Source organism: Pseudoalteromonas sp. 23_GOM-1509m (assembly GCF_000518425.1).
GTDB lineage: Bacteria > Pseudomonadota > Gammaproteobacteria > Enterobacterales > Alteromonadaceae > Pseudoalteromonas > Pseudoalteromonas tetraodonis.
Genome location: NZ_KI912435.1, coordinates 18,862 through 39,412, shown reverse-complemented (window position 1 = coordinate 39,412; position 20,551 = coordinate 18,862). Strand labels below are relative to the sequence as shown.

15 protein-coding genes are annotated in these 20,551 nt (G+C 42.0%); 2 read left to right on the top strand and 13 right to left on the bottom strand.

Annotation, left to right across the window (positions count from 1 at the left end):
• Positions 1-145: 145 nt before the first annotated feature.
• The 12 genes from N523_RS0117725 to N523_RS0117670 all read right to left on the bottom strand — a co-directional run bounded on the left by N523_RS0117725 (position 146) and on the right by N523_RS0117670 (position 17,308).
• On the bottom strand, positions 146-8,914 hold the full coding sequence (locus N523_RS0117725) for a GH36-type glycosyl hydrolase domain-containing protein (RefSeq protein WP_028835805.1): 8,769 nt from the start codon (positions 8,912-8,914) through the stop codon (positions 146-148).
• A gap of 278 nt (positions 8,915-9,192) precedes the next feature.
• Positions 9,193-9,924, bottom strand: coding sequence for a Crp/Fnr family transcriptional regulator (locus N523_RS0117720; RefSeq protein WP_028835806.1), 732 nt, complete (start codon positions 9,922-9,924; stop codon positions 9,193-9,195).
• A 291-nt stretch (positions 9,925-10,215) separates the two neighbouring features.
• On the bottom strand, positions 10,216-11,103 hold the full coding sequence (locus tag N523_RS0117715) for a F0F1 ATP synthase subunit gamma (RefSeq protein ID WP_028835807.1): 888 nt from the start codon (positions 11,101-11,103) through the stop codon (positions 10,216-10,218).
• A gap of 5 nt (positions 11,104-11,108) precedes the next feature.
• Complete coding sequence (locus N523_RS0117710; protein ID WP_028835808.1) at positions 11,109-12,662, bottom strand: alternate F1F0 ATPase, F1 subunit alpha; 1,554 nt, start codon at positions 12,660-12,662, stop codon at positions 11,109-11,111.
• Positions 12,646-13,467 (bottom strand): F0F1 ATP synthase subunit B family protein, encoded by an 822-nt coding sequence (locus N523_RS0117705; RefSeq protein ID WP_028835809.1) that lies wholly within the window; start codon positions 13,465-13,467, stop codon positions 12,646-12,648. Before N523_RS0117705 ends, N523_RS0117710 begins: the two co-directional genes overlap by 17 nt.
• Positions 13,468-13,470: 3 nt before the next feature.
• On the bottom strand, positions 13,471-13,752 hold the full coding sequence (locus N523_RS0117700; RefSeq protein ID WP_028835810.1) for a F0F1 ATP synthase subunit C: 282 nt from the start codon (positions 13,750-13,752) through the stop codon (positions 13,471-13,473).
• Positions 13,753-13,796: 44 nt separating this feature from the next.
• Positions 13,797-14,492: a F0F1 ATP synthase subunit A gene (locus N523_RS0117695; protein ID WP_028835811.1), complete on the bottom strand. Its 696-nt coding sequence runs from the start codon at positions 14,490-14,492 to the stop codon at positions 13,797-13,799.
• On the bottom strand, positions 14,482-14,805 hold the full coding sequence (locus tag N523_RS19170; RefSeq protein WP_051440340.1) for an ATP synthase subunit I: 324 nt from the start codon (positions 14,803-14,805) through the stop codon (positions 14,482-14,484). Before N523_RS19170 ends, N523_RS0117695 begins: the two co-directional genes overlap by 11 nt.
• 4 nt (positions 14,806-14,809) lie before the next feature.
• Complete coding sequence (locus N523_RS0117685; RefSeq protein ID WP_028835813.1) at positions 14,810-15,139, bottom strand: AtpZ/AtpI family protein; 330 nt, start codon at positions 15,137-15,139, stop codon at positions 14,810-14,812.
• A gap of 9 nt (positions 15,140-15,148) precedes the next feature.
• Positions 15,149-15,553: a F0F1 ATP synthase subunit epsilon gene (locus N523_RS0117680; protein WP_028835814.1), complete on the bottom strand. Its 405-nt coding sequence runs from the start codon at positions 15,551-15,553 to the stop codon at positions 15,149-15,151.
• A gap of 17 nt (positions 15,554-15,570) precedes the next feature.
• Positions 15,571-17,013 carry a F0F1 ATP synthase subunit beta gene (gene atpD, locus N523_RS19165; protein ID WP_081745138.1) on the bottom strand — a complete coding sequence of 481 codons (1,443 nt, stop codon included), beginning with the start codon at positions 17,011-17,013 and terminating at the stop codon, positions 15,571-15,573.
• 55 nt (positions 17,014-17,068) lie between these two features.
• Positions 17,069-17,308, bottom strand: a complete 240-nt coding sequence (locus tag N523_RS0117670) for an SHOCT domain-containing protein (RefSeq protein ID WP_231485861.1) — start codon at positions 17,306-17,308, stop codon at positions 17,069-17,071.
• A 331-nt stretch (positions 17,309-17,639) separates the two neighbouring features.
• Here N523_RS0117670 and N523_RS0117665 point away from each other — a divergent pair, with 331 nt between their 5' ends.
• Together N523_RS0117665 and N523_RS0117660 are read left to right on the top strand one after the other, a co-directional pair.
• Positions 17,640-18,554, top strand: coding sequence for a M14 family metallopeptidase (locus N523_RS0117665; protein ID WP_028835816.1), 915 nt, complete (start codon positions 17,640-17,642; stop codon positions 18,552-18,554).
• 51 nt (positions 18,555-18,605) lie between these two features.
• Positions 18,606-19,013, top strand: coding sequence for a hypothetical protein (locus tag N523_RS0117660; RefSeq protein ID WP_024601174.1), 408 nt, complete (start codon positions 18,606-18,608; stop codon positions 19,011-19,013).
• Between the two features lie 44 nt (positions 19,014-19,057).
• On the opposite strand, the gene ccoG is transcribed toward N523_RS0117660, so the two are convergent.
• Positions 19,058-20,440, bottom strand: coding sequence for a cytochrome c oxidase accessory protein CcoG (gene ccoG, locus N523_RS0117655; protein WP_028835817.1), 1,383 nt, complete (start codon positions 20,438-20,440; stop codon positions 19,058-19,060).
• Between the last annotated feature and the right edge of the window lie 111 nt (positions 20,441-20,551).

The following is a 20,551-nucleotide window of genomic DNA, read 5'->3' as shown; positions in this document are numbered from 1 at the left end:
AATCATTACAACGTGTTAAACATCTTGCTTAGCAAGCCTATATATTTTTTATAATACCTCTAAATGAAGTAGCTAGAGGTATTATTCACACATTTCACTGCTATTTAACCCACACTTATAACGTGTATATAAGTTTTGCCATCGTTTATGTTTTTTCCAATTTAATAACAACGTTTAGCGCATGTGCTTTTTGATCTAATGGCGCGCGTATAAGGCCATCGCATAACGCGAGTAATTTGCCATCTAGTTCACCACTAATAACTTTTTTAGCAGCCCCCCCACTTTGATGAACGGTTATTGCATACTGGGTATTTTCAACATGAACCTTGGCCTCAAAATCGCTCCAATCACTTGGAATACACGGATTAACAATCAAAGTGCTGCCTTCTCGGTAAATTCCTAAAATCCCCTCCATGGCGGCTCTGTACATCCAAGATGCGGCACCGGTATACCATGTCCACCCGCCCCGCCCACAATGGGGAGCAACAGAATACACATCGGCTGCAAGCACATAGGGCTCAACTTTGTATTTGTATGCTTTTTCTTTATTAGATGAATAATTAATTGGGTTGAGCATGCAAAACAAATCGTGCGCTTTATTGCCATACCCTAGTTGGGTATGTGCCAATATTAACCACATTGCAGCATGGCTATATTGGCCCCCGTTTTCACGAAGCCCCGCAGGGTAGCTTTTAATGTAGCCAGGGTCTGGTTGGCTATTTATAAATGGCGGTGTAAATAATAAAACCAGCGGCTCTTTATCCAAGGTTAAATGCTTATCAACCGCGGCCATCGCGGTTTTGCTACGCTTACTATTCGCCGCTTTTGATAGCACCGCCCATGACTGCGCAATAGAATCAATTTTGCATTCTTTGTTTGGTTTTGCCCCAATCCAGCTACCATCGTCAAAACTAGCTCGTCGATACCATTGCCCATCCCAGGCGTGTGCTTCAATATTGTGTTTTAAAGTATCAACATAATCTTCTAAATTAGCTGCACGCTGCATATTGGTGATTACAGGGGATGATTCATTAGCGGTTGAACTTTGCGACGTTGTCGGTTCATCCGCTCGCGCTTTTAATAAAGGTAAAAATAGCTCAATGGTACTTATCAAGAACCAGCCTAACCACACGCTTTCGCCTTTGCCTTTTGCCCCCACTCGGTTCATGCCATCATTCCAATCGCCAGTGCCAATAAGCGGTAAACCATGCTCACCTGTTTGCGCTATCCCGTGCTCGATTGAGCGCATACAATGCTCAAATAAACTTGCTGCGCTATCAGATGTTTTTGCTTGAAAATACGTTTCATGTTGTTCATCCGTTAGTATTGGGCCATCTATAAATGCAATTTTTTCATCTAAAATACTGTTATCGCCACTGGTTAATACATATTTTGCGGTTGTATACGCAAGCCATATTTTATCGTCACTAATACGCGTGCGCACACCTTGCCCAGAATGCGGTAACCACCAATGTTGTACATCACCTTGAATGAACTGACGCCCTGCTGCACGGATAATATGCGCCCGACTCAGTGCGGGCGATGCAAAGGTAAGTGCCAGTGAATCTTGTAATTGATCGCGAAATCCATACGCGCCACTTGATTGGTAAAAAGCAGAACGCGCCCACATCCTACAGGCAATTGTTTGATATAACAGCCAGCCATTAAGCATGATATCCATTGCTCTATCGGGTGTTTTAACTTGCACAGCGTGTAACGTTTTATGCCAGTGTGAGGTGACTTCATCAAATACGCTATTTAAGTCTATTTTGCGATATCGACTGATCAATTCGCTTGCTTCTTGAGCTGATGCGCATTGACCAATAAAAGCAACAATTTCTTTTGACTCTCCAGGTGCTAATTCAATCACGCACTGCTGCGCTGTACAGGGGTCGTGACCCGCCCCTAACTTTTTAGATAGCGGCGTATTACACAGAAGTGCCGCAGGTGAACTCATGTTGCCATTACACCCTAAAAACTCAGTACGATCGCTTGTCCACTGGGTTTGCATAGCATTTAAATCGGTAAAGGCCACGCGATTGCCAAACGCTGTATTCCACCGATTTTGTATAAAAATAGCGTTCGTTTTGGCATCAAGCTCACAGGTGATCGATGCCGCAGACTCACTTCGGTTAATACCCAGCACCCATTCGGTATAATGTGTAATACGTAAACGTCGTCGCGACGATGATTTATTGTGCAAGGTTAAGCGCGAAATTTTTATTGGATCATCCAGCGGCACATACTGTAATAATGATAAGGACAGTTTATCGGCTTGGTGTTCAAACCGACTATAACCAAACCCATGGTGAGTAATAAAAGCGTCTTGATTAGTAGCATGATGCTTTAAAGGCGATGCTGTCGCGGTAAATAATTGAAAGGTGTCTTCATCACGAATGTATATGGCTTCTCCTGAAGGGTTTGACACAGGATCGTTACTCCACGGGGTTAATTTGTTTTCGCGACTGTTTTCAGACCAAGTATACCCACCCCCTTCAGCTGCTACATGAAAACCAAACTGAGCATTAGCAATCACATTTATCCACGGCGCAGGGGTCGATAACCCTGATTTTAAAATAATGGTATATTGGCGACCATCATCCGAAAAACCACCAATCCCATTAAAAAATTCCAAACTATTTTTTAATAATGTCAGTAACACTTCCCCCGATACATTAGTGCTTGACGAGGCGAGTTTTAACCCTGGATGAGCTTGCCTATTCCATACATGAGGCTTGGGAATAAAAGCCAGTTGTTCGGCGATTGTTCCTCGATGCGCAATCAGCACCACTCTGGCAATTGATTTTAATAACTCAGCGGCCTGCACTGTAATTAAATCCGCACGTAAAATATGGACCGTGCCTTGTACTGATTGAGTATCAAAGCCTGCGTTAAAATTATCACTGGGCTGAATACTTCGTACTGCGGTTTCTAATACTGTTTGTAGTTCTTGTCTGTAGGAACCCGCATGTTCGTTAATAATTACAATATCAACATGAAGGCATTTCATCCGCCAGTATTCTTGAGCGCGCAGTAATTGTTTAACCTGCGGGATATCTTGCACATCATCAATATGCATCAATACAATCGGTAAATCACCGGAAACGGAATAAGTCCAGAGCATTGATTGACTCTCGACCCCTCGCTGAATAACAGCCTCGGGCGCTCTAAAACGTAAATCTGCATATAAAATCGGTGCCGATAAATGCTGAAAATCTGCCGCCTCCGATGCACTAATAGCAAAATGCCTCAGTTGAACTTGCGCTTGAGTCCAGGCTAACGTTTTTGCACGTTCATATGCATTTCGATCATGATGACGGTCAATTAAATCAATTAACTGCGCTTTAGAAGAAGCGACCATCGTCCAAAATGCAACGCGAACAACGTCTCCACTTTTAACATGTACGCGACAACGCAGTGAAAAAATAGGATCAAGCACAGTGCCCACTGAATTAGACAACGCTTTACTGGAGTATTCATACTCATTTATAGCGCTGTTTTTTGCTGTTTGCCGTGCGCCATGATGTGTAAGTGCCGTGGCGTCGGCCAATGTATTACCTCGACCAATAAATAGTGCTCTGTCGGTTTCATATTGCACTGGCTCACACACTTCGCCCTCAACAACAGCAAAATGTGCCACCCAAATTTCAGGTTCGTGTTCTTCGCGTGTACGTCGGGTGGCAATTAACGCATTGTATTGTTCAAGATATTCGGTTTGCACAAACATTTTGTTAAATGCCGGGTGTGCATTATCTGCTTTAGCGCTACTTAGTACTAATTCAAAATAGGAGGTTAACTCTATATCACGTTCATTATGGCCATTATTATTTAATGATACACGCCGCACTTCGCTGTCATCTTCACCAGAGACTAAAATGTCGGTGATGGTGGTAAAAGATGCATCATGATGTATAAATTGTGCGTGGTCTTCTGCAAATTCTGCACTAGTATGATGCCCTTCACAGCCAAGCGGTTGAGCGCCATTCGTCCATAACTTACCGCTGTTAATATCTTTTAAAAAAATAAAACTGCCGTAATTATTACAGGTAACATCCTCTTGCCAGCGCGTAATGGCAGTATCGCGCCAATGACTATACCCTGCACCGGTTGGCGTTAACATCACACTATAATGACCATTAGATAAAATATGCGTCATAGGTGGCCCCTGTTCTGCAGTATTTAAATACCGCACTTTGGGCGTGTTTGAGTTAAGTAATGAAGACGATACGTTTACTTTTTCAGCGCGCGGATGACTGGTTGATACGTCCCTTGGCACCCGCTCTTGCAATAATAACTCACAGGCTTTGATCATTGGCTCTTGATGAAAACGCTGTCTAAATTGGCTGTTATTTAAGGTATTAGCGATAGACACTATGGTCATGCCTTGATGATGAGCCATATAGCTTTTAACTAGCGCGAATGTGCTTTCTAACGGCAGCCTTGAAGGGGTAAAATCTAGCGCTTCATAAAAACCAAAACGCGCACAGGCGCCCATCTCATTTAAACGCTTAAAATTATCAACTGCCGCTTGTGGATTGACCATGGCAGCTAACCCGGTTGCATAAGGTGCAATCACGGTGTTATCTGCCAAGCCCCGTTTTAAACCCAGTCCTGGTACGCCAAAATTTGAATATTGATAGGTAAATTCAATATCTCGTGCGTTATACCCCGACTCAGAGATACCCCACGGAATGCCTAACTTATCTGCATACTCTTGCTGGCATTTTACAATTAATTGGTTTGTTTGCGCTAATAAACTACCCGCTGGTGCGCGCATAATTAACGAAGGCATTAAATACTCAAACATAGAGCCAGACCACGAAATAAGCGCGGAGCCTCTGCCCATCGGCGTGGATGTACGCCCAAGTCTAAACCAGTGTTTGGTGGCAATATCGCCTTTGGCAATAGCGAATAAACTCGCTAAACGTGCTTCTGAGGCTAATAAATCATAACAGCTGGTTTCTAATGAGTTTTCAGTTAACGAAAAACCAATCGCTAGTAGCTTTCGCTGCGGGTCAACCAAAAAGCTAAAATCCATGGCCATGGCCATTGTTCTGGCTGCATTACTGAGGGTTGTTATTCGTGTATCAAGCTCATTCGTTTGTTGCTCACAAAGTGCATTATCAATTTGTTGCTGCATCAGTAGATTACTTAAAGCGTTAAGCCAATAAAATAAATCTATGGGTGCTTCAGCTGCAGCTTTGTGATGTTTTTCCTGTGTAATTTGCCCTGATAACTCAACGGCTAAATGAGTGGCTTGATGAGTTAAGGTGATTAATGATGGTAACTCTGACTCGAGGGTTTGCGCGCTCACTATGGCGTTTTCTATATCATCAATCAATGTCATTAACTGCGTTTTAAGATCAGGGTCTGCTAATACGCTAACCTGCGAAGCCTGCGGCTCTGTTGGCATTATTAGTTTATTAGAGATAAGTGCTTGGCGTGCCAGTTGAATATTATCGAGTAATCCAGCACGTATATAGTCACTTGCAGGCGTTACTTTTAGTTCATCGCAACTATTGGCCAAGGTGATTAAGTGCCCAGCCAAATTACCACTGTCTACTGATGAAACATACTCTGGTAAAAGCGGCATTAATGTTTGCGTATCGTACCAATTAAACAAATGGCCTTTGTGTTTAATCAGTTTATGCAGTGTGATAAAGGTCGCTTCTAGTCGCTCGATTGTCTCTACTCGCCCTGCCCAGCCAAAATCACGCGCGGCAATACACGATAATAAATAAAGCCCAATATTGGTCGGCGAGGTTCTATGAGCAATAACCGCTTTTGGTTGTTCTTGAAAGTTATCGGGCGGCAGCATGTTGTCAGAGACGCTCACGAAGGTTTCAAAATAACGCCATGTTCGTCGCGCGGTATGGCGCAATAGGGTTTCATTTTCGCTTAATTTTTTAATGTGTATTAACGCTGGAGCTCGACTTACCCAATAAGCAATTGCAGGCGCCAAAAACCATGTAATAGCAAAAGGCAGCGCTATAACCCAAATTGCAGGATTAAGTATCAGTACTCCACTCAAAATTACCGTTACCATTAATAGGCTGGGCAACATGGTGCGATAAAACCCCCAAAATCCTAGCCGTGACTCACTGCTGCAATGTGCAGCGGTGGTCCATTCAAGGCAATTTTTGTGAGTGATTAATAAGCGCGATAAGCTACGCATAATTGCATCAATGGTTCGCCAACTCTGATCGGCTAAAAATACTATAGATAAAAGTGTTTGGTTTAATGCCAGTTGTAAATCTTCTAGCCATCGGCGTAAATGGCTTTGCGGATCAATACCTGAATGATGGGGAATGATTGAAAATAAACAAAAAATAAACGATGGAATTGCAATACTGCTAAGTAATAACATGGTACTTATCATAGCTAAAGGGAATGGCAGCAGCCAACATGATCCAAATGCGAGTATCGTTGCGGGTGCGACGAGTGAGCGACGTAGGTTATCAACAAGTTTTAATCGTCCTAAATAATTAACCGCTCTTTTATCGGAAAATTTACTAAAAATCCAAGGTAGTAATTGCCAATCGCCACGTATCCACCGGTGCTGACGTTTTTGCGCTTCATCGTAACGGGCAGGAAACTCCTCAACAACTTCAATATCAGAAACCAACCCTGCTCGCGCAAAAATGCCCTCAAATAAATCATGGCTAAGCATGGTATTTTCAGCCACGCGGTTACCCTGTGTGGCATTAAAGGTATCGACATCATAAATGCCTTTACCAGTAAATGATCCCTCGCCAAATAAATCTTGATACACATCGGATACCGCCGCCGTATATGGGTCAATGCCACCGGGGGCTGAAAATGTACGCTGATAAATAGACCCTTCGCTACCAATTGAGAGTGAAGGAGTCACCCGTGGCTGTAAAATACCGTAACCGGCCACTACACGTTGCTTATTGCTATCAAACCGAGGGCGGTTTAATGGGTGAGCCATTTTACCAATTAGCCTTAATGCACTTTCGCGAGGTAATCGGGTATCCCCATCGAGTGTGATCACATAGCGCACTCCTTCGGGGACATTTGGCTGTACGCCATTAACCGCAATATAACTGGTATCGGTTGCCCCGCGTAATAAGCGGTTTAGCTCTTGAAGCTTGCCACGTTTTCGCTCCCACCCCATCCATGTATTTTCTTGCGCATTAAATAAACGCTTGCGATGTAACAGTAAAAACCGCGCACTGTTTTCTCCCTTGGTGTATTGCTCATTTAACGCCTTTATTTTATTGCTTACTAAGGTGAGTAAAACCTCATCGCTAGCCAGGCTTTGTTGCTCGGCATCTAAGCCATCGGTGAGTAATGCAAAACTCACATCACCCTCAATACCGCTTAAATAATGCACTTCTAAGCGCTCTATTTGTTCAAGTAATTGCGCTTTGTTGGTTAGCAAGGTGGGGATCACTATTAATGTGCGCAGTGAGCTTGGCACACCCGATTTAAGCGCTAACGCAGGTAGTGTCATTGAGCCAAATTGCCACGTGACTAAGCGATTAACAATGGTAGTGGCGGCCTCGGTTGCCGGAATAAACCCAATGACAAACCATAAAATCAATTGTGTTGTGCTAAGCGTTAAAAATTCAGCATATAAAAATACGCTAGAGAGGATTACCAGTGCAAGCCCTGCCACTGATGCGATATAACCGGTTACTCCTAATCGAAGATGTAGGCGGCGCATAAACAAGCGTATGGTTGGCTTATAGTCTATTGATTTTTCAAAGCTTAGCCGGCCTTCTCCGATTAAATAGTTACCGGGCTCTTGTATACGCGTACGTTCTATTTGTTGCTCTTCGCCTAAACAATCGCTAGGGGTAGCTGCACTTTGTTTAGCCATTTCAATGACTCGTTTAGCAATTTCAACTTCATCATAGTTGCATCCACGTGCAAGTTGTTCAACGGCACTTCGATAAAGGCTGCGCGTAGCAAAATCCATGGCACTAAATAGCGTATTTTGATTCAACTGTTGATCAACTAAACTCACCGCTTCAAATAAATCCGCCCAATCAATATCAGAGATCAAACGCATACTGGTGATCACATTGCGTATACTGACGTTAGAAGCACCTTGGCGCTGCTGTTCAAGCTTAACAATTTTGTCTATTGTTAGCTGCTGCTTTGACAAACGCAGTGTTAACCATTCAAGTGCAGGGGTTGTTTTGGGGTCTTGATCTCGTAACCGTTTTGCAAGTTGTGATGCAAATACTAATGAGAGGGGTTGGGTTGAGCGGTTTTGTATTTCGGCTTGAAACGTTGCTTGTGTACTTTGCGTCTCTAATAATGTTTGTGTTAGCCGATCAGCTTCTTCTCGTTGCGCCCTACCGAATGAAATTTGATCGGCTAATCTACGCAGGTTTTCAATTAAAACAATCCGCAGGGTGATTGCCACAGCCCATAATTCACCAATGGTTAATGGTTGCACCTTTTGATAGGCACGAATAAAGCGGATCAGACTCTCTTGTTCAACTAAGCTATCGGTATGGGCTACATAAGCCCAAGCTAAACCAAACACACGTGGGTAGCCCTTAAATGGGCCGTTCAATAGTTTAGGAAGTTGGCGGTAGTAATGCGCGGGTAAGTCGTCGCGAACTTCGCGTATTTGCTGCTCTACAAGGTGGTAATTATCCAATAACCATTCTGCAGCAGGCACAACAACACTGCCTCGTGCTATCTCTGCGGCGCTATCTTGATACGCATTTAATAAAGCAGTCGCGTTTTCATCAACCCGTTTTCGCAAACACATGACCCTAGGAGCATGCTTGGCAACTTGCTGTGCTTTTGCCAAACTGGTTGCGTGTTTTTCAAGACGCTCCACCCCAAATAATTCTTCTCGAACTGGATCTGTGCTGCTCCAAAGAGGGTCACACTTTTTACGCCTAAATATTAAATCCAATATAGATTGCATAATACTCTTACCCTGAGTGCATTTATGATATTTTTATAAAAACAATGTGTTACGCCAAAACAATCGGCTCATATAAACAGTCTTGCTTGATGAGTGATTAGCAGCGTAAATCGAGGAGTAAGATGCTAGCTTACGTATTCCATCCTATCGGTTTGAGTGACAAACAGTCTGTTCGATAGCATACATAGTCATGCAAATTAAGGAGAGTGATGCCAAGACGGCGAAAGGCCTAAACTAAAGTTAGGCCTTTAAATAAATTAGAATTTAAAAAAGGAGAGTTAGGGGTTTTTCATATAAGGCAGTAAACGGTCGGTCTCTGTTTTTACTACTTCATAGCATTCGCAGCTTAGCTCTTCTAGCCTTTTCCTATTAAGTACCGTGATATGACCTCGCTGATAATGAATTACGCCTAGTTTTTGTAATTTTCCTGCTGCTTCGGTTACCCCTTCGCGACGTACACCTAACATGTTAGCAATAAGCTCTTGGGTCATGGTTAGGTGATTATCAGGTAAGCGATCTAAAGAGAGTAACAGCCAACGACAAAGCTGCTGATCAATTGAATGATGGCGATTACATACTGCTGTTTGCGCCATTTGAGTGATCAGTGATTGAGTATAACGCAGCATAAGATCGAGTAATTTACCATGGCGGTTAAATTCTTCAGTTAATCGACACCCTTTAAGACGATAAGCACTGCCAGCACTTTGTACGATGGCTCGACTAGAAGTACTCCCGCCTCCCATAAATAATGCAATGCCGATAACACCTTCATTACCCACTACGGATATCTCTGCTGAGGAGCCGTTTTCCATCACGTACAACAAAGATACAATTGCATCGATAGGAAAATACACATGGGCGAGCTTATTTCCAGGCTCGTATAACACCTTGCCCAAAGGTAACGGGACTATTTCTATGTATGGAAAGATCCTCTCTTGCACATCTTGTGGCAAGGCAGCCAATAAATGATTTTTTAAATACGTGTCGGTTGTATGGGGTAGCTCATGCATGATCTTATATTCCTTGAGATCAAAACGCATCTCCTTTAAGGGCAAACTGTATTGTTATGTAAAATAACCGTTATACAGCTCACTTAAATTTTGTTTAAAACGAGTAACAACACAGTTGCTGTATTATCTTCGCTTTATGATTGCAGCATAAAACTATTTACTGCTTTTCTCGGTTTAATGAAACGAGTCAATTAAGCAGTGCTTTTATAACCATTATTGCCCTCCTTTAACGCTGCTCGCTTTTTAACCACATTGCAAGCTTTTTATATTTAATAAGTAGCTAGTCGTTGGCTATCCATTAGGATTTGATTTTTTTAGTGCTAAAAAACTGGCGACAATATCAAATAGCTCTTCATCAATACTCGATTGACGTAAGCGATTATAGGTTTGACTTAATTTTTCTTTTAATTCTTCTATGTTGGTTTGTGCTCGTTGCATTGCGGCTAACCGGCTACTGTTTTCGCTTGCTAATGATTCAGCGCAGGCGCGGTACAAACTTACAAATAGATACTCTCTAATTAGGCAACGAAACGTGTATTGGTGATTAGGTAAAGTTTGCGGTAAGTTATTTGTTGGCCAGTGCACGTTGGCTAAATTTGTTTGCCAACTTTGGTGTATAGGTAAAAGCTGTTCGCACACAGGCTGATAAAGTGCGCCCTTTTGTGGGTGATGATGGCACACATAAACATGCCCCAATTCGCCCTGTTCGCGTAATGCATCTATTTGCATCAATATTTGCCCCACCAGCACACTAACAGTATCAATGGTATTTGGTAAGCTAAAGTTACTTTTCACATTAAGCTTTGCCTGAATTAACCGCGCTTGAACACGCTCGCCTACAGTAAAGAGTATTTTTTCACCGTGAATCGTTTTGAGCTTTTTAACTACAAACTCACTCATTATATCGTTAAATTGGCCAACCAACCCTTGATCTGAACCAAACACAATAACACCCGTTAATAAACATGGGACTTTATTGTCGGGCGTATTATTTGGCTGTTTTAGTAAACATGCTGTTAAACCCAGTTGGACCGTACGGTAATAATCATCTAATGCGGCAACGGCATTTTCGTACTGACTAATATTTGATGACGCCATGGTTTTCATGCTGCGAACAACTCCACCTAAGTCATCCGCATTGGTTATTTTATGGCGAAGACTAACCATGTTTTCACTCATAATGGTTACCCATCCTCGTGTGAAGATTTAGTAGCGCTGAAATCACTCAGCACCTCTTTGGCAAGGCTTACTATTAAGGCCAGATCAGTGTCTTTTATAGACTCAGTACTGCTTAGGCGAGCAGCCACCTCATGGGGTAAATCCACGACCGCGTTCGCGACTAACATTTGCGCTTTGGCCATCTGCACTAAAGAAATAGCATCAAATAAATTATTTTTTAATGCCAGTAAAATGGCAACTTGCGCAAGCATGCTCACATGAGTAAATTCACTTTGTATTAAACAGGCTCGAATGCGTAACCCATGTTCAATAATTTTTTGCGTATCATCATCAAGACGAGCGCCAAAACGCGCAAAGTTCTCAAGCTCTTCAAACTGGGCATAAGCAAGTTTTAGCTCGCCCGCCACACGTTGGTATACTTTTTTTTGTGCTTTGGCCCCTACACGAGAGACTGACTTAGAAACATCAATGGCGGGCAATACCCCTAGTTCAAATAACGTGGGCGATAAATATATTTGCCCATCCGTAATCGATATTAAGTTAGTAGGGATATAGGCGGAAATATCCTGCTCTTGAGTTTCTATGATCGGCAAAGCCGTTAATGACCCCCCTCCTAAAGAGGCACACAAATGTGTAGAGCGCTCTAATAAACGTGAATGTATGTAAAAAATATCACCCGGAAAAGCTTCTCGCCCGGGGGGGCGCCCTAATAATAAAGACAGCTCTCGGTAAGCTCGGGCATGATGAGTTAAATCATCATAAACAATTAATACATCTCGTCCTTGATTCATAAAATACTCAGCCACACTCGTAGCTGCATATGGGGCAATATAAGCCAGGCCTGGCGGTGCATTGCCTTGGGTAACCATGACGATGGTATACGCTAACGCATCGTGCTTTTTGAGCTGAGCAATCACTTTGGCAACCCCCGACGCTCGTTGACCGATTGCACAATAAACGCAAATAACATTTTGGCCTTTTTGATTCAAAATAGTATCGAGTGCAATCGCTGTTTTACCGGTTTGTCGGTCTCCTAAAATAAGCTCTCTTTGGCCCAAGCCAATAGGAATAAGTGCATCAATTACTTTAATCCCTGTTTGCAATGGCATGGTTACCGGCGCACGCTCCATAATCGCCGCAGATGGATGCTCTATTGGGTAACGCTGCTCAGCAGCTAAACTTTCTTTACCATCTAAAACCTCACCAAGAGGATTAATAATACGACCAATTAAGCTCTCACCTACTGGTACATCAACCACACGCATTGCACGATTAACTTCATCACCGGCTTTTAAGTGCCAGTAATCGCCTAATAGCACGGCATCAACACTATGCTCGTCAATGTTAAAAGCAATACCTACAATCCCTTTGGGAAACAGTAATACTTCTTCAAAACCGACATTCGGTAGGCCTGAAATTTTTGCAACGCCGGTTGCAATACTCATAATGGTGCCAATTTCATTAATTTGCAGTGCTTGAGAGGATAAGTGGCGCACATGTTTTAGTGCAGCAAAAGCCTCATCAAACGAGCCATTTAGCCAATTATGTATGGGGTTCATTTGATTTTTTCTCAGAGGCAGAAACATCAGCGTTATTTGATGGCTTATGATGACTCGTCGTTTGAGATAAGCCTTGCTCGATATTTTTAACCATCGCATTAAGATACTCTTCTATGCTCCATGCAATTTTATAACCCTGAGCGGCCAGCTCAATACCGCACAGTAACTCAGAGTCATCCACGTATTGTATGACAAGAGAGTTATTATTAAAGCGCGCTTTCAGTGCTTTAGTTAATCGTGATTTTTGCTCTGCTGGCACTACAAAAGCGGTTTTAATCACCATTGGCTGCTCTAAAGCAGTGAAAGTATCGAATAGAGGTTCATCTGATGATATTAAATGCTCAATAAACAAACGCGTTATTTGTGTTTCCAATGTGTCATTGGCTATTTCAGCCAGTACCTTACGAGCAATAGCAAATACTTCATGTTGAGTGCGCAAAACAAGTGTTTGCTTTAAGTTAGCTTGTTCATTTTTAAGCGCGTTAGTTTGCCTATCACGCTGCGCTTTAACTTGCGCTTGCATTTTAGTTAACAGCTCAGTGCGCTGCGTGTTTATCTCTTGCGTTAACTGCGCTAAACGCTCTGTGCGTTGTTGCTCAAACAGCGTGTTTTTATTAACGTAATCATCAAAAATGTCTTCTGCTTGTTGTTTTTTATTACTGGCATCATTGAGCTCTTTAGCAATATGCTGCTCTCTGGCATCAAGCGCGTTGAGGATCGGTTGATATAAAAAGCGTTTTAGTAATGCAATAAGAATCAAAAAGTTGATAACTTGTGCGGTCACCGTGAACCAGTCAATTAACATCGCTTATTGCCCAGCGACTTGAGTCATTGCAAAACTCCAAAACGGATTGGCAAACAGTAAAATCATCGCGACCACAAAACAGTAAATTGCGGTTGACTCAATCATAGCTAACCCGACAAATAAGGTACGCGTTATTGTTGGCGATGCGTCAGGTTGCTGTGCCAGTGCAGAAAGAGCAACCGCAACGGCTTTACCTTCACCAAGAGAAGGACCTAAAACCCCAAGAGCAATGGTTAAGCCCGCTGTTACAATAGAAACAACGGCAATTAAAGTTAAACTATCCATATTACAATCCTCATTATTTGATAAATAAACACCGCTTTTAAACATCATGTTTTGGGTGGCGGTTGTGCTTTAGCAGGCTGTTTACGTATTGCCGCACTAATGTAAACACTGGCTAAAATAAAAAAGATATAGGCTTGAACTATGCCCATCAGTAACCCTAAGGCGGTCATAACAATGGGAAATAACAAAGGCGTAACGCTAAGTAAAATAGCAACGATCATCGCGCCACTCATCATATTGCCAAATAAACGAACGGCTAATGCCAAAGTGCGCGACACCTCACTAATAATATTAAAGGGCAGCATAATGAATGTTGGTTTGATATAACTACGAAAGTATTTACGTATTCCGCGTTGCCGGATCCCAAAAAACGGCACCGATACAAAAACAAACAAGGCTAAAGCAACCGTACTTGATAAAGACCCTGTTGGTGGCTCAAACCCAGGAATAATGGTGCATAATGCAGACATCGCAATAAATAAAAATAAGGTACCTAAAAAGCCGATATATTTACGCGCATCTTTTAACCCCACCTCTTCTATTTGTTTTATGATTGCGAGCACCACTATTTCTACTATATTTTGCCAATGAGCGCGCTGCATCCCCATAGATAGTTTTCGGGTGATGATTATCGAGCCCATAACTAAAATCAGCATCACCGCCCATGTAAACACAAGCGTTGCATTGAGCTTAATAAAGCCCATTTGCCAATAAATGATTTGATCCGGACTAAGGCGCATAGCGAATATTATTTTTAGCCGGTTGGCTAGACTGTAAATGCACTATAAAACCCGTTGCAATGATTCGAATAGCAATAAAGCCTAGTAGCAGCGCACTTAACCTAAGCCAGCTATTATCTAACATTAAGTAAATACCCAAAATAACGGTGCTTGATCTAATTGCAAAGCTACATGCAAAAAGTAACACGGGGTATTTACTTGTCGGTAATTTGACTAAGGTCCACCATAATCCACTAAAAAAAACGATGCCTAATAATGCGCCACTTAAAAGCGCCGTTAATAATTCAAACAAGACACTGCTTAAATAAATCATGCTGTTAGCTATCCTTATGGTCATGAATATGTTTATTTTCTTTATCTAACCAGCGCCAAGCATTAAAGCAGCCTAAGCATAAGCCAACCACGAGTAGAATAAGTGTCCAGTAATGTTCACTGGGGTAGCGTTCATCAATCCAAAGCCCAATTGCAATGCCTACCATAGTAGGCAAAACCACCGACCAACCAATTAATCCCATCATGCCCAAACCAGACCATACGGTTTTAGACACATAATCTTGGACACTGATTTTACGTAAGGCAACTTTTCTGATTTGCCGAGTAAACGTTGATGTAGGGCGATTATTTTTGGTACTTTTTTTGTTGTTCACGCGAGCGCCTTATTTTTGATTAAACGTGGTTAATCCTCGAATGAATCGGCTTTCCATTTTTGCCAAAACCCTGCTTAATATTTTTTCTTGTTCGTTTTGCTGTAAAAACTGTTTATTAACAGCACGTCGTAGCTGATGTAAATCCAAACCAGTCACAGCATTTCGAACTGAAATAAACACACGGTTGCCTGTTTTAACCAACATGCCTTCATCAATTGCAATGTATATATGCTGCGTATCATTAAGCTCACACTCTAATATGCTCGCTGATAACGCCATTACACAATCAAGCCGGTTCGCTAATATGCCAAAGGCACCGTAGCGGGTCATGGCGACAATATGTTTAACCTCAGCGTGCTGCGCAAAAACTTTGTATGGCAACAATATTTTTAATGACATACTTGATGAGAACATTTTAATCACCTCTAGTTTTAGTGTTTTACCTTTTTAAGTGCTTCATCAATCTTGCCAATCATGTAAAGCGCACTCTCGGGATACTCTTTAAATTCATCGTTTAAAATACGCTCACAGCCATCTAAAGCATCGTCAAGAGAAACTGACTTACCAGGCACACCTGTAAATTGCTCTGTTGTAAAAAAAGGCTGGGTTAAAAAGCGCTCAAGTCTGCGAGCACGATCAACTATATTGTGATCGCCCACAGACAGCTGCTCTATTCCGAGCATAGCTATAATGTCTTTAAGTTCAGCGTATTGTGCTAAGGTCTGCCGTATTTTTTGCGCTATGTCATAATGTTTTTTGCCAATGGTACTTACCGCCGCCATTTTAGAGCTCGACTGCAAAGGCTCGATTGCGGGGAAAAGCCCTTCACTTGCACGTTGGCGCGATAACACAATAGATGCGGATAAGTGAGAAAAAGTATGGACGGCAGCCGGATCAGTAAAGTCATCTGCGGGGACATACACAGCCTGAATTGAGGTAATAGCCCCACTCCCCGTATTTGCTATTCGCTCTTCGAGTTGCGATAGCTCTGTTCCCATTGTGGGTTGATACCCTAATCGAGCTGGCATCTGCCCTAATAGTCCTGAAACTTCCATCCCTGCTTGAATAAACCTAAATATGTTATCCATAAGCAATAACACATCGCGATGCTCATCATCACGAAAGTATTCCGCCATGGTTAACGCCGCATGCCCTACTCGAAATCGGGCTCCGGGCGGCTCATTCATTTGGCCAAATACCATAATCATGTTTTGTAACACCCCAGCCTCTTTCATTTCACGGTAGAGCTCTTCGCCTTCACGGCAACGCTCGCCAATCCCACAAAATAGGCTTACACCATTATACTGACCGACCATATTGTGTATCATTTCAGTCAGCAGTACGGTTTTACCAACGCCAGCACCACCAAATAAGCCCGCTTTTCCGCCACGCTCTAAAGGCATTAAAACATCAATAATTTTAATACCCGTTTCAAATATTTCTGTTTTAGTTGAACGCTCAGCTAAAGCGGGAGGTAAGTTATGCACACTGCGCCATTGGGTGTCATCTGGCAAAGCCGCGCCACCATCAATAGGGTTACCAAATACATCAAACATCCGCGATAAGGTTTTTTTTCCTACGGGTGTTGTGAGTGTTTTTCCCGTATTTAATACCGACATGCCACGGGCTAAGCCTTGTGTGGGTGTCAGTGCAATACCGCGTACTCGCCAAGCGGTTAATTGCGAGAATACCTCAACGGCAATTTCATTCTCTTTACCACAGCGCAAAAGAGTACGAATTGCTGGCAAGTGATATTCAAAATGAATATCAATCACGCTGCCACGCACAGACACAATTTTACCGGTGCCCTGTTCAAGGTGATTAGCAAGCTCTGTACTACTTTGCTCGGTGTGTTTTACAGAAGAGCCTGTCATTGCGTCGATCTCCATATACATAAAAACAGATTGCGTGTGCTAATTTACCGTATCGCTAATCGGTACTGAGTTCCGCCTTAATACGCAGGTATTCATCATGGTCAATATCGCCTTGTGCATAGCGTTCTTTAACTATCTCTAAAGCGGTTTTATGCTGTTGTAAAACAGCGCGTTTATTTGAGCGATAGCTATATCCCCAATGGCCAATAGATGAGATAAGTAGAAAAAAGATCCCAAACCATAAAAACCAACCCCAACCAAAGTACCAATCATTCCAATAACCATGTGACATCATAAATAACCTCTTGGATGAAACGCAGCACGATAAAAATCAACGTACTATAGTGTATAGATAAATAATTTAGGCTCTTAAAAATACGGCGTCTGTTCGCTAGCGAACGTTTGTGAGGTTTTTTAAAAAATAGCGATGACTAATGACGAACAACTCGCCTTTTTGTGCTGGTAATACAGCAGATTGAAGATTTTAGAAAAGAGTAATTTATTTTGTAACTCAACGGATTAACTTGCGCACTATTTTAGTCAGCGTTAAGCTGCTTCTTTATTAGAACAATTATATTTAAACGCACATTTAGAGTTATTAAATATATTCAGAGCAAAGGCTTACTATGAATAACAGTACCTACCCTATTGGCAACCCTGGTGAAAAGTGGAATAACAATCATAAACTCCAATGGCTTGAAGCCCAGAAAATTAAACGTAGTTATAACGATGAAGTATTAACGCTAATTAATGAGCTAAAAGATACGCTTGTTGTAGAGCAATATGGTGAACTTAATTATGCTCAAAACAGTTACCCTTTGTTTGCATTAAAAACCCAACACTTTGATAAAAATAAACACACAGTGCTAATCACTGGCGGCGTACACGGCTACGAAACCAGTGGAGTACATGGTGCGTTAAGGTTTGCAAAAACATTGGCAACTCAATACGCAGAGAAATTTAATCTGGTGATTACTCCCTGCATTAGCCCATGGGGTTATGAAACAATAAACCGCTGGAACCCAGAGGCAATTGATCCAAACCGTTCTTTTTATGAAGGCAGCCCAGCGCAAGAATCTGCATTGGTAATGAATTATGTGCAATCTTTAAATACTGATTTAATCGCGCATATCGATTTACATGAAACCACTGATTCAGATAACAGTGAATTTCGCCCTGCACTTGCAGCGCGCGAAGGTAAAGTAAATACTAATTGGAATATTCCAGACGGTTTTTATTTAGTCGCTGACAGCAACAAACCAGAGCCTGCTTTTCAAAAAGCTATTATTGAATGTGTTGAAAAGGTCACACACATAGCTCCAAGCGATGAAAATAAACAATTAATTGGTGTACCTCAAGAACAATTTGGGGTAATAAACTATGCAGCAAAAGAGTTAGGTTTATGCATGGGGTTATCTGATGCGACCTACGTTACAACCACGGAAGTTTACCCAGATAGTGCAACGGCCAACCCTGAAGAGTGCATATTAGCGCAAGTTGCGGCAATTTCGGGTGCGTTGGACTACATTATTAATAAGTAATAGTTATGGTATTCATCAGCACATAGTAAGGTGCAGACAAAGGAGCGGCTATTGGAATTTAAAAATAATTACGGCAGTTACAGTTTTTATGTTGAGGGAAATATTGTTATTGCCCAATTTAAAGGCAACTTAAACCCTGAGTTATTAAATCACTTTAAAGCCGCTCTGTTAGACACCATTGCAACGTTTAAACATCAACCTTGGGGCTATATTAGCCATTCGCCCGACGTTGTGGCCGCCACCCCTGACGCTGAAAAAAATATGATCGATGTTAGCCAAACAATGGGGATAAATAATTGCATAATGAGTGCCTTTATACTCACCTCTCCCATTGCCATAAGGCAACTACAACGTATTATGCACAGCTCAGGTCGTGACGCTCATTTACAAGATTGCTTATTTGATGACTTGCCAAGCGCTAAGGCATTTATAAAAAGTCAGCTTACCTCAGCCGAGTAAATCAATGACACGACCGAGGTATAGTCAACGAAAAACCGAATGGGCTAGTTTTTATAAAACTGACTCTCTTTAGTAATTGAAATGCTATTGTCCTCTTGTGCGGTAATTTTAAACTGCAGCTTACTCACCTTCGTGGGTATATCATATCCATCGGCAGTAACCGTTACAGGAACACTTTTCATCAACCCTGGCTCTACCAACACAGCGTTAGGACTTTGCAAGCTCGCACCTTCTAACCCACTAATTGAAATAGAATAATGCAAAGGTTGCTGCGTTTTGTTAATGATGGTGAGTGTATAAGGGTTTTCGACTAACCCTTCATAATTTACCCGATACAGTGCGTTTCTGTCTCTAAGGACTGAGGCTTCGATAGGCGTACGTTGTAGCATCCAAGCAAACATAGAAATAATTAACAGCGCAGTTAAAGCGCCATAGCCCACTAACTTGAGCCTAAATGGATTAGTTTTTTGCCCCGCCATTTGCTTTTCACTGGCGTATTTAATTAAGCCTTTTTCGTAGCCAAACTTATCCATGGTATCGTTACAGGCATCAATACATAAGCCACAGTTAATACATTCATATTGCAGTCCATTGCGAATATCAATCCCAGCAGGACATACTTCAACACATAAGTTACAGTCTACACAGTCACCTAAATTAAGCGCTTTAGGATCGGCTTTACGTTTACGTGGACCGCGGTTTTCACCTCGTTCGCTATCATAGGTTACCACCAGCGTGTCTTTATCAAACATCACTGATTGAAAGCGCGAATACGGACACGCCACTGTACACATTTTTTCTCGTAAAAAACCTGCGTTGCCATAGGTACAAAATGCAAATAAAAACACCCAAAAACTGGTGATCCCAGACCATTCAAAATTAACCATTTCTAGGTATAAGGTTTTAGCTGGAATAAAATACGCTAAAAAAGAAGTGGCAGTTAAGAGTGAAATAACCAGCCATGCACTGTGCTTAGTAATTTTTTTACGCCACTTGGTAATATCCCATGGGCTTTTATCAAGCTTAATACGCTGGTTACGCGTCCCCTCAATACGTTGTTCCACCCAAGAGAACATCAACATCCAAATTGTTTGCGGGCAAGTATAGCCGCACCACACACGGCCAAGCCAATTGGTCACAAAAAATAACGCAAACGCCCCCACCATAAATAGCATGGCGAGAATCATAAAGTCTTGAGGTAGTAAGGTTAGGCCAAAAATAGTAAACTTTTGGGTGGCAACATCCAGTAAAACCGCTTGCTGACCGTTATATTGAATCCAAGGAATGGCGATAAAGCTGAGCATTAGCAGCCAACCTAAATTACGGCGTATACGCTGAAAAAACCCTTTTTGCTCGCGTATATAAATTGGCCCTTCTTCTTTGTAGGGCTTAATGATCATGTCTTCTTCTTTAATATCAAACTTCATGTTACTTACTTAATAGTGACGGGTATTAAGTACGATCTTGCAACTTTCAGACCACAGTGAAAGTTAGCTTAACTTATTGATATTAAATGATTATACACATAACACCAAAGC

Bases quoted from the DNA above. Each gene is read 5' to 3' on its own strand.
- atpD (WP_081745138.1), bottom strand. From the start codon at position 17,013: ATGACAGGCTCTTCTGTAAAACACACCGAGCAAAGTAGTACAGAGCTT.
- N523_RS0117680 (WP_028835814.1), bottom strand. From the start codon at position 15,553: ATGTTCTCATCAAGTATGTCATTAAAAATATTGTTGCCATACAAAGTT.
- N523_RS19170 (WP_051440340.1), bottom strand. From the start codon at position 14,805: ATGATTTATTTAAGCAGTGTCTTGTTTGAATTATTAACGGCGCTTTTA.
- N523_RS0117715 (WP_028835807.1), bottom strand. From the start codon at position 11,103: ATGAGTGAAAACATGGTTAGTCTTCGCCATAAAATAACCAATGCGGAT.
- ccoG (WP_028835817.1), bottom strand. From the start codon at position 20,440: ATGAAGTTTGATATTAAAGAAGAAGACATGATCATTAAGCCCTACAAA.
- N523_RS0117670 (WP_231485861.1), bottom strand. From the start codon at position 17,308: ATGATGTCACATGGTTATTGGAATGATTGGTACTTTGGTTGGGGTTGG.
- N523_RS0117720 (WP_028835806.1), bottom strand. From the start codon at position 9,924: ATGCATGAGCTACCCCATACAACCGACACGTATTTAAAAAATCATTTA.
- N523_RS0117665 (WP_028835816.1), top strand. From the start codon at position 17,640: ATGAATAACAGTACCTACCCTATTGGCAACCCTGGTGAAAAGTGGAAT.
- N523_RS0117695 (WP_028835811.1), bottom strand. From the start codon at position 14,492: ATGCGCCTTAGTCCGGATCAAATCATTTATTGGCAAATGGGCTTTATT.
- N523_RS0117710 (WP_028835808.1), bottom strand. From the start codon at position 12,662: ATGAACCCCATACATAATTGGCTAAATGGCTCGTTTGATGAGGCTTTT.
- N523_RS0117725 (WP_028835805.1), bottom strand. From the start codon at position 8,914: ATGCAATCTATATTGGATTTAATATTTAGGCGTAAAAAGTGTGACCCT.
- N523_RS0117700 (WP_028835810.1), bottom strand. From the start codon at position 13,752: ATGGATAGTTTAACTTTAATTGCCGTTGTTTCTATTGTAACAGCGGGC.
- N523_RS0117705 (WP_028835809.1), bottom strand. From the start codon at position 13,467: ATGTTAATTGACTGGTTCACGGTGACCGCACAAGTTATCAACTTTTTG.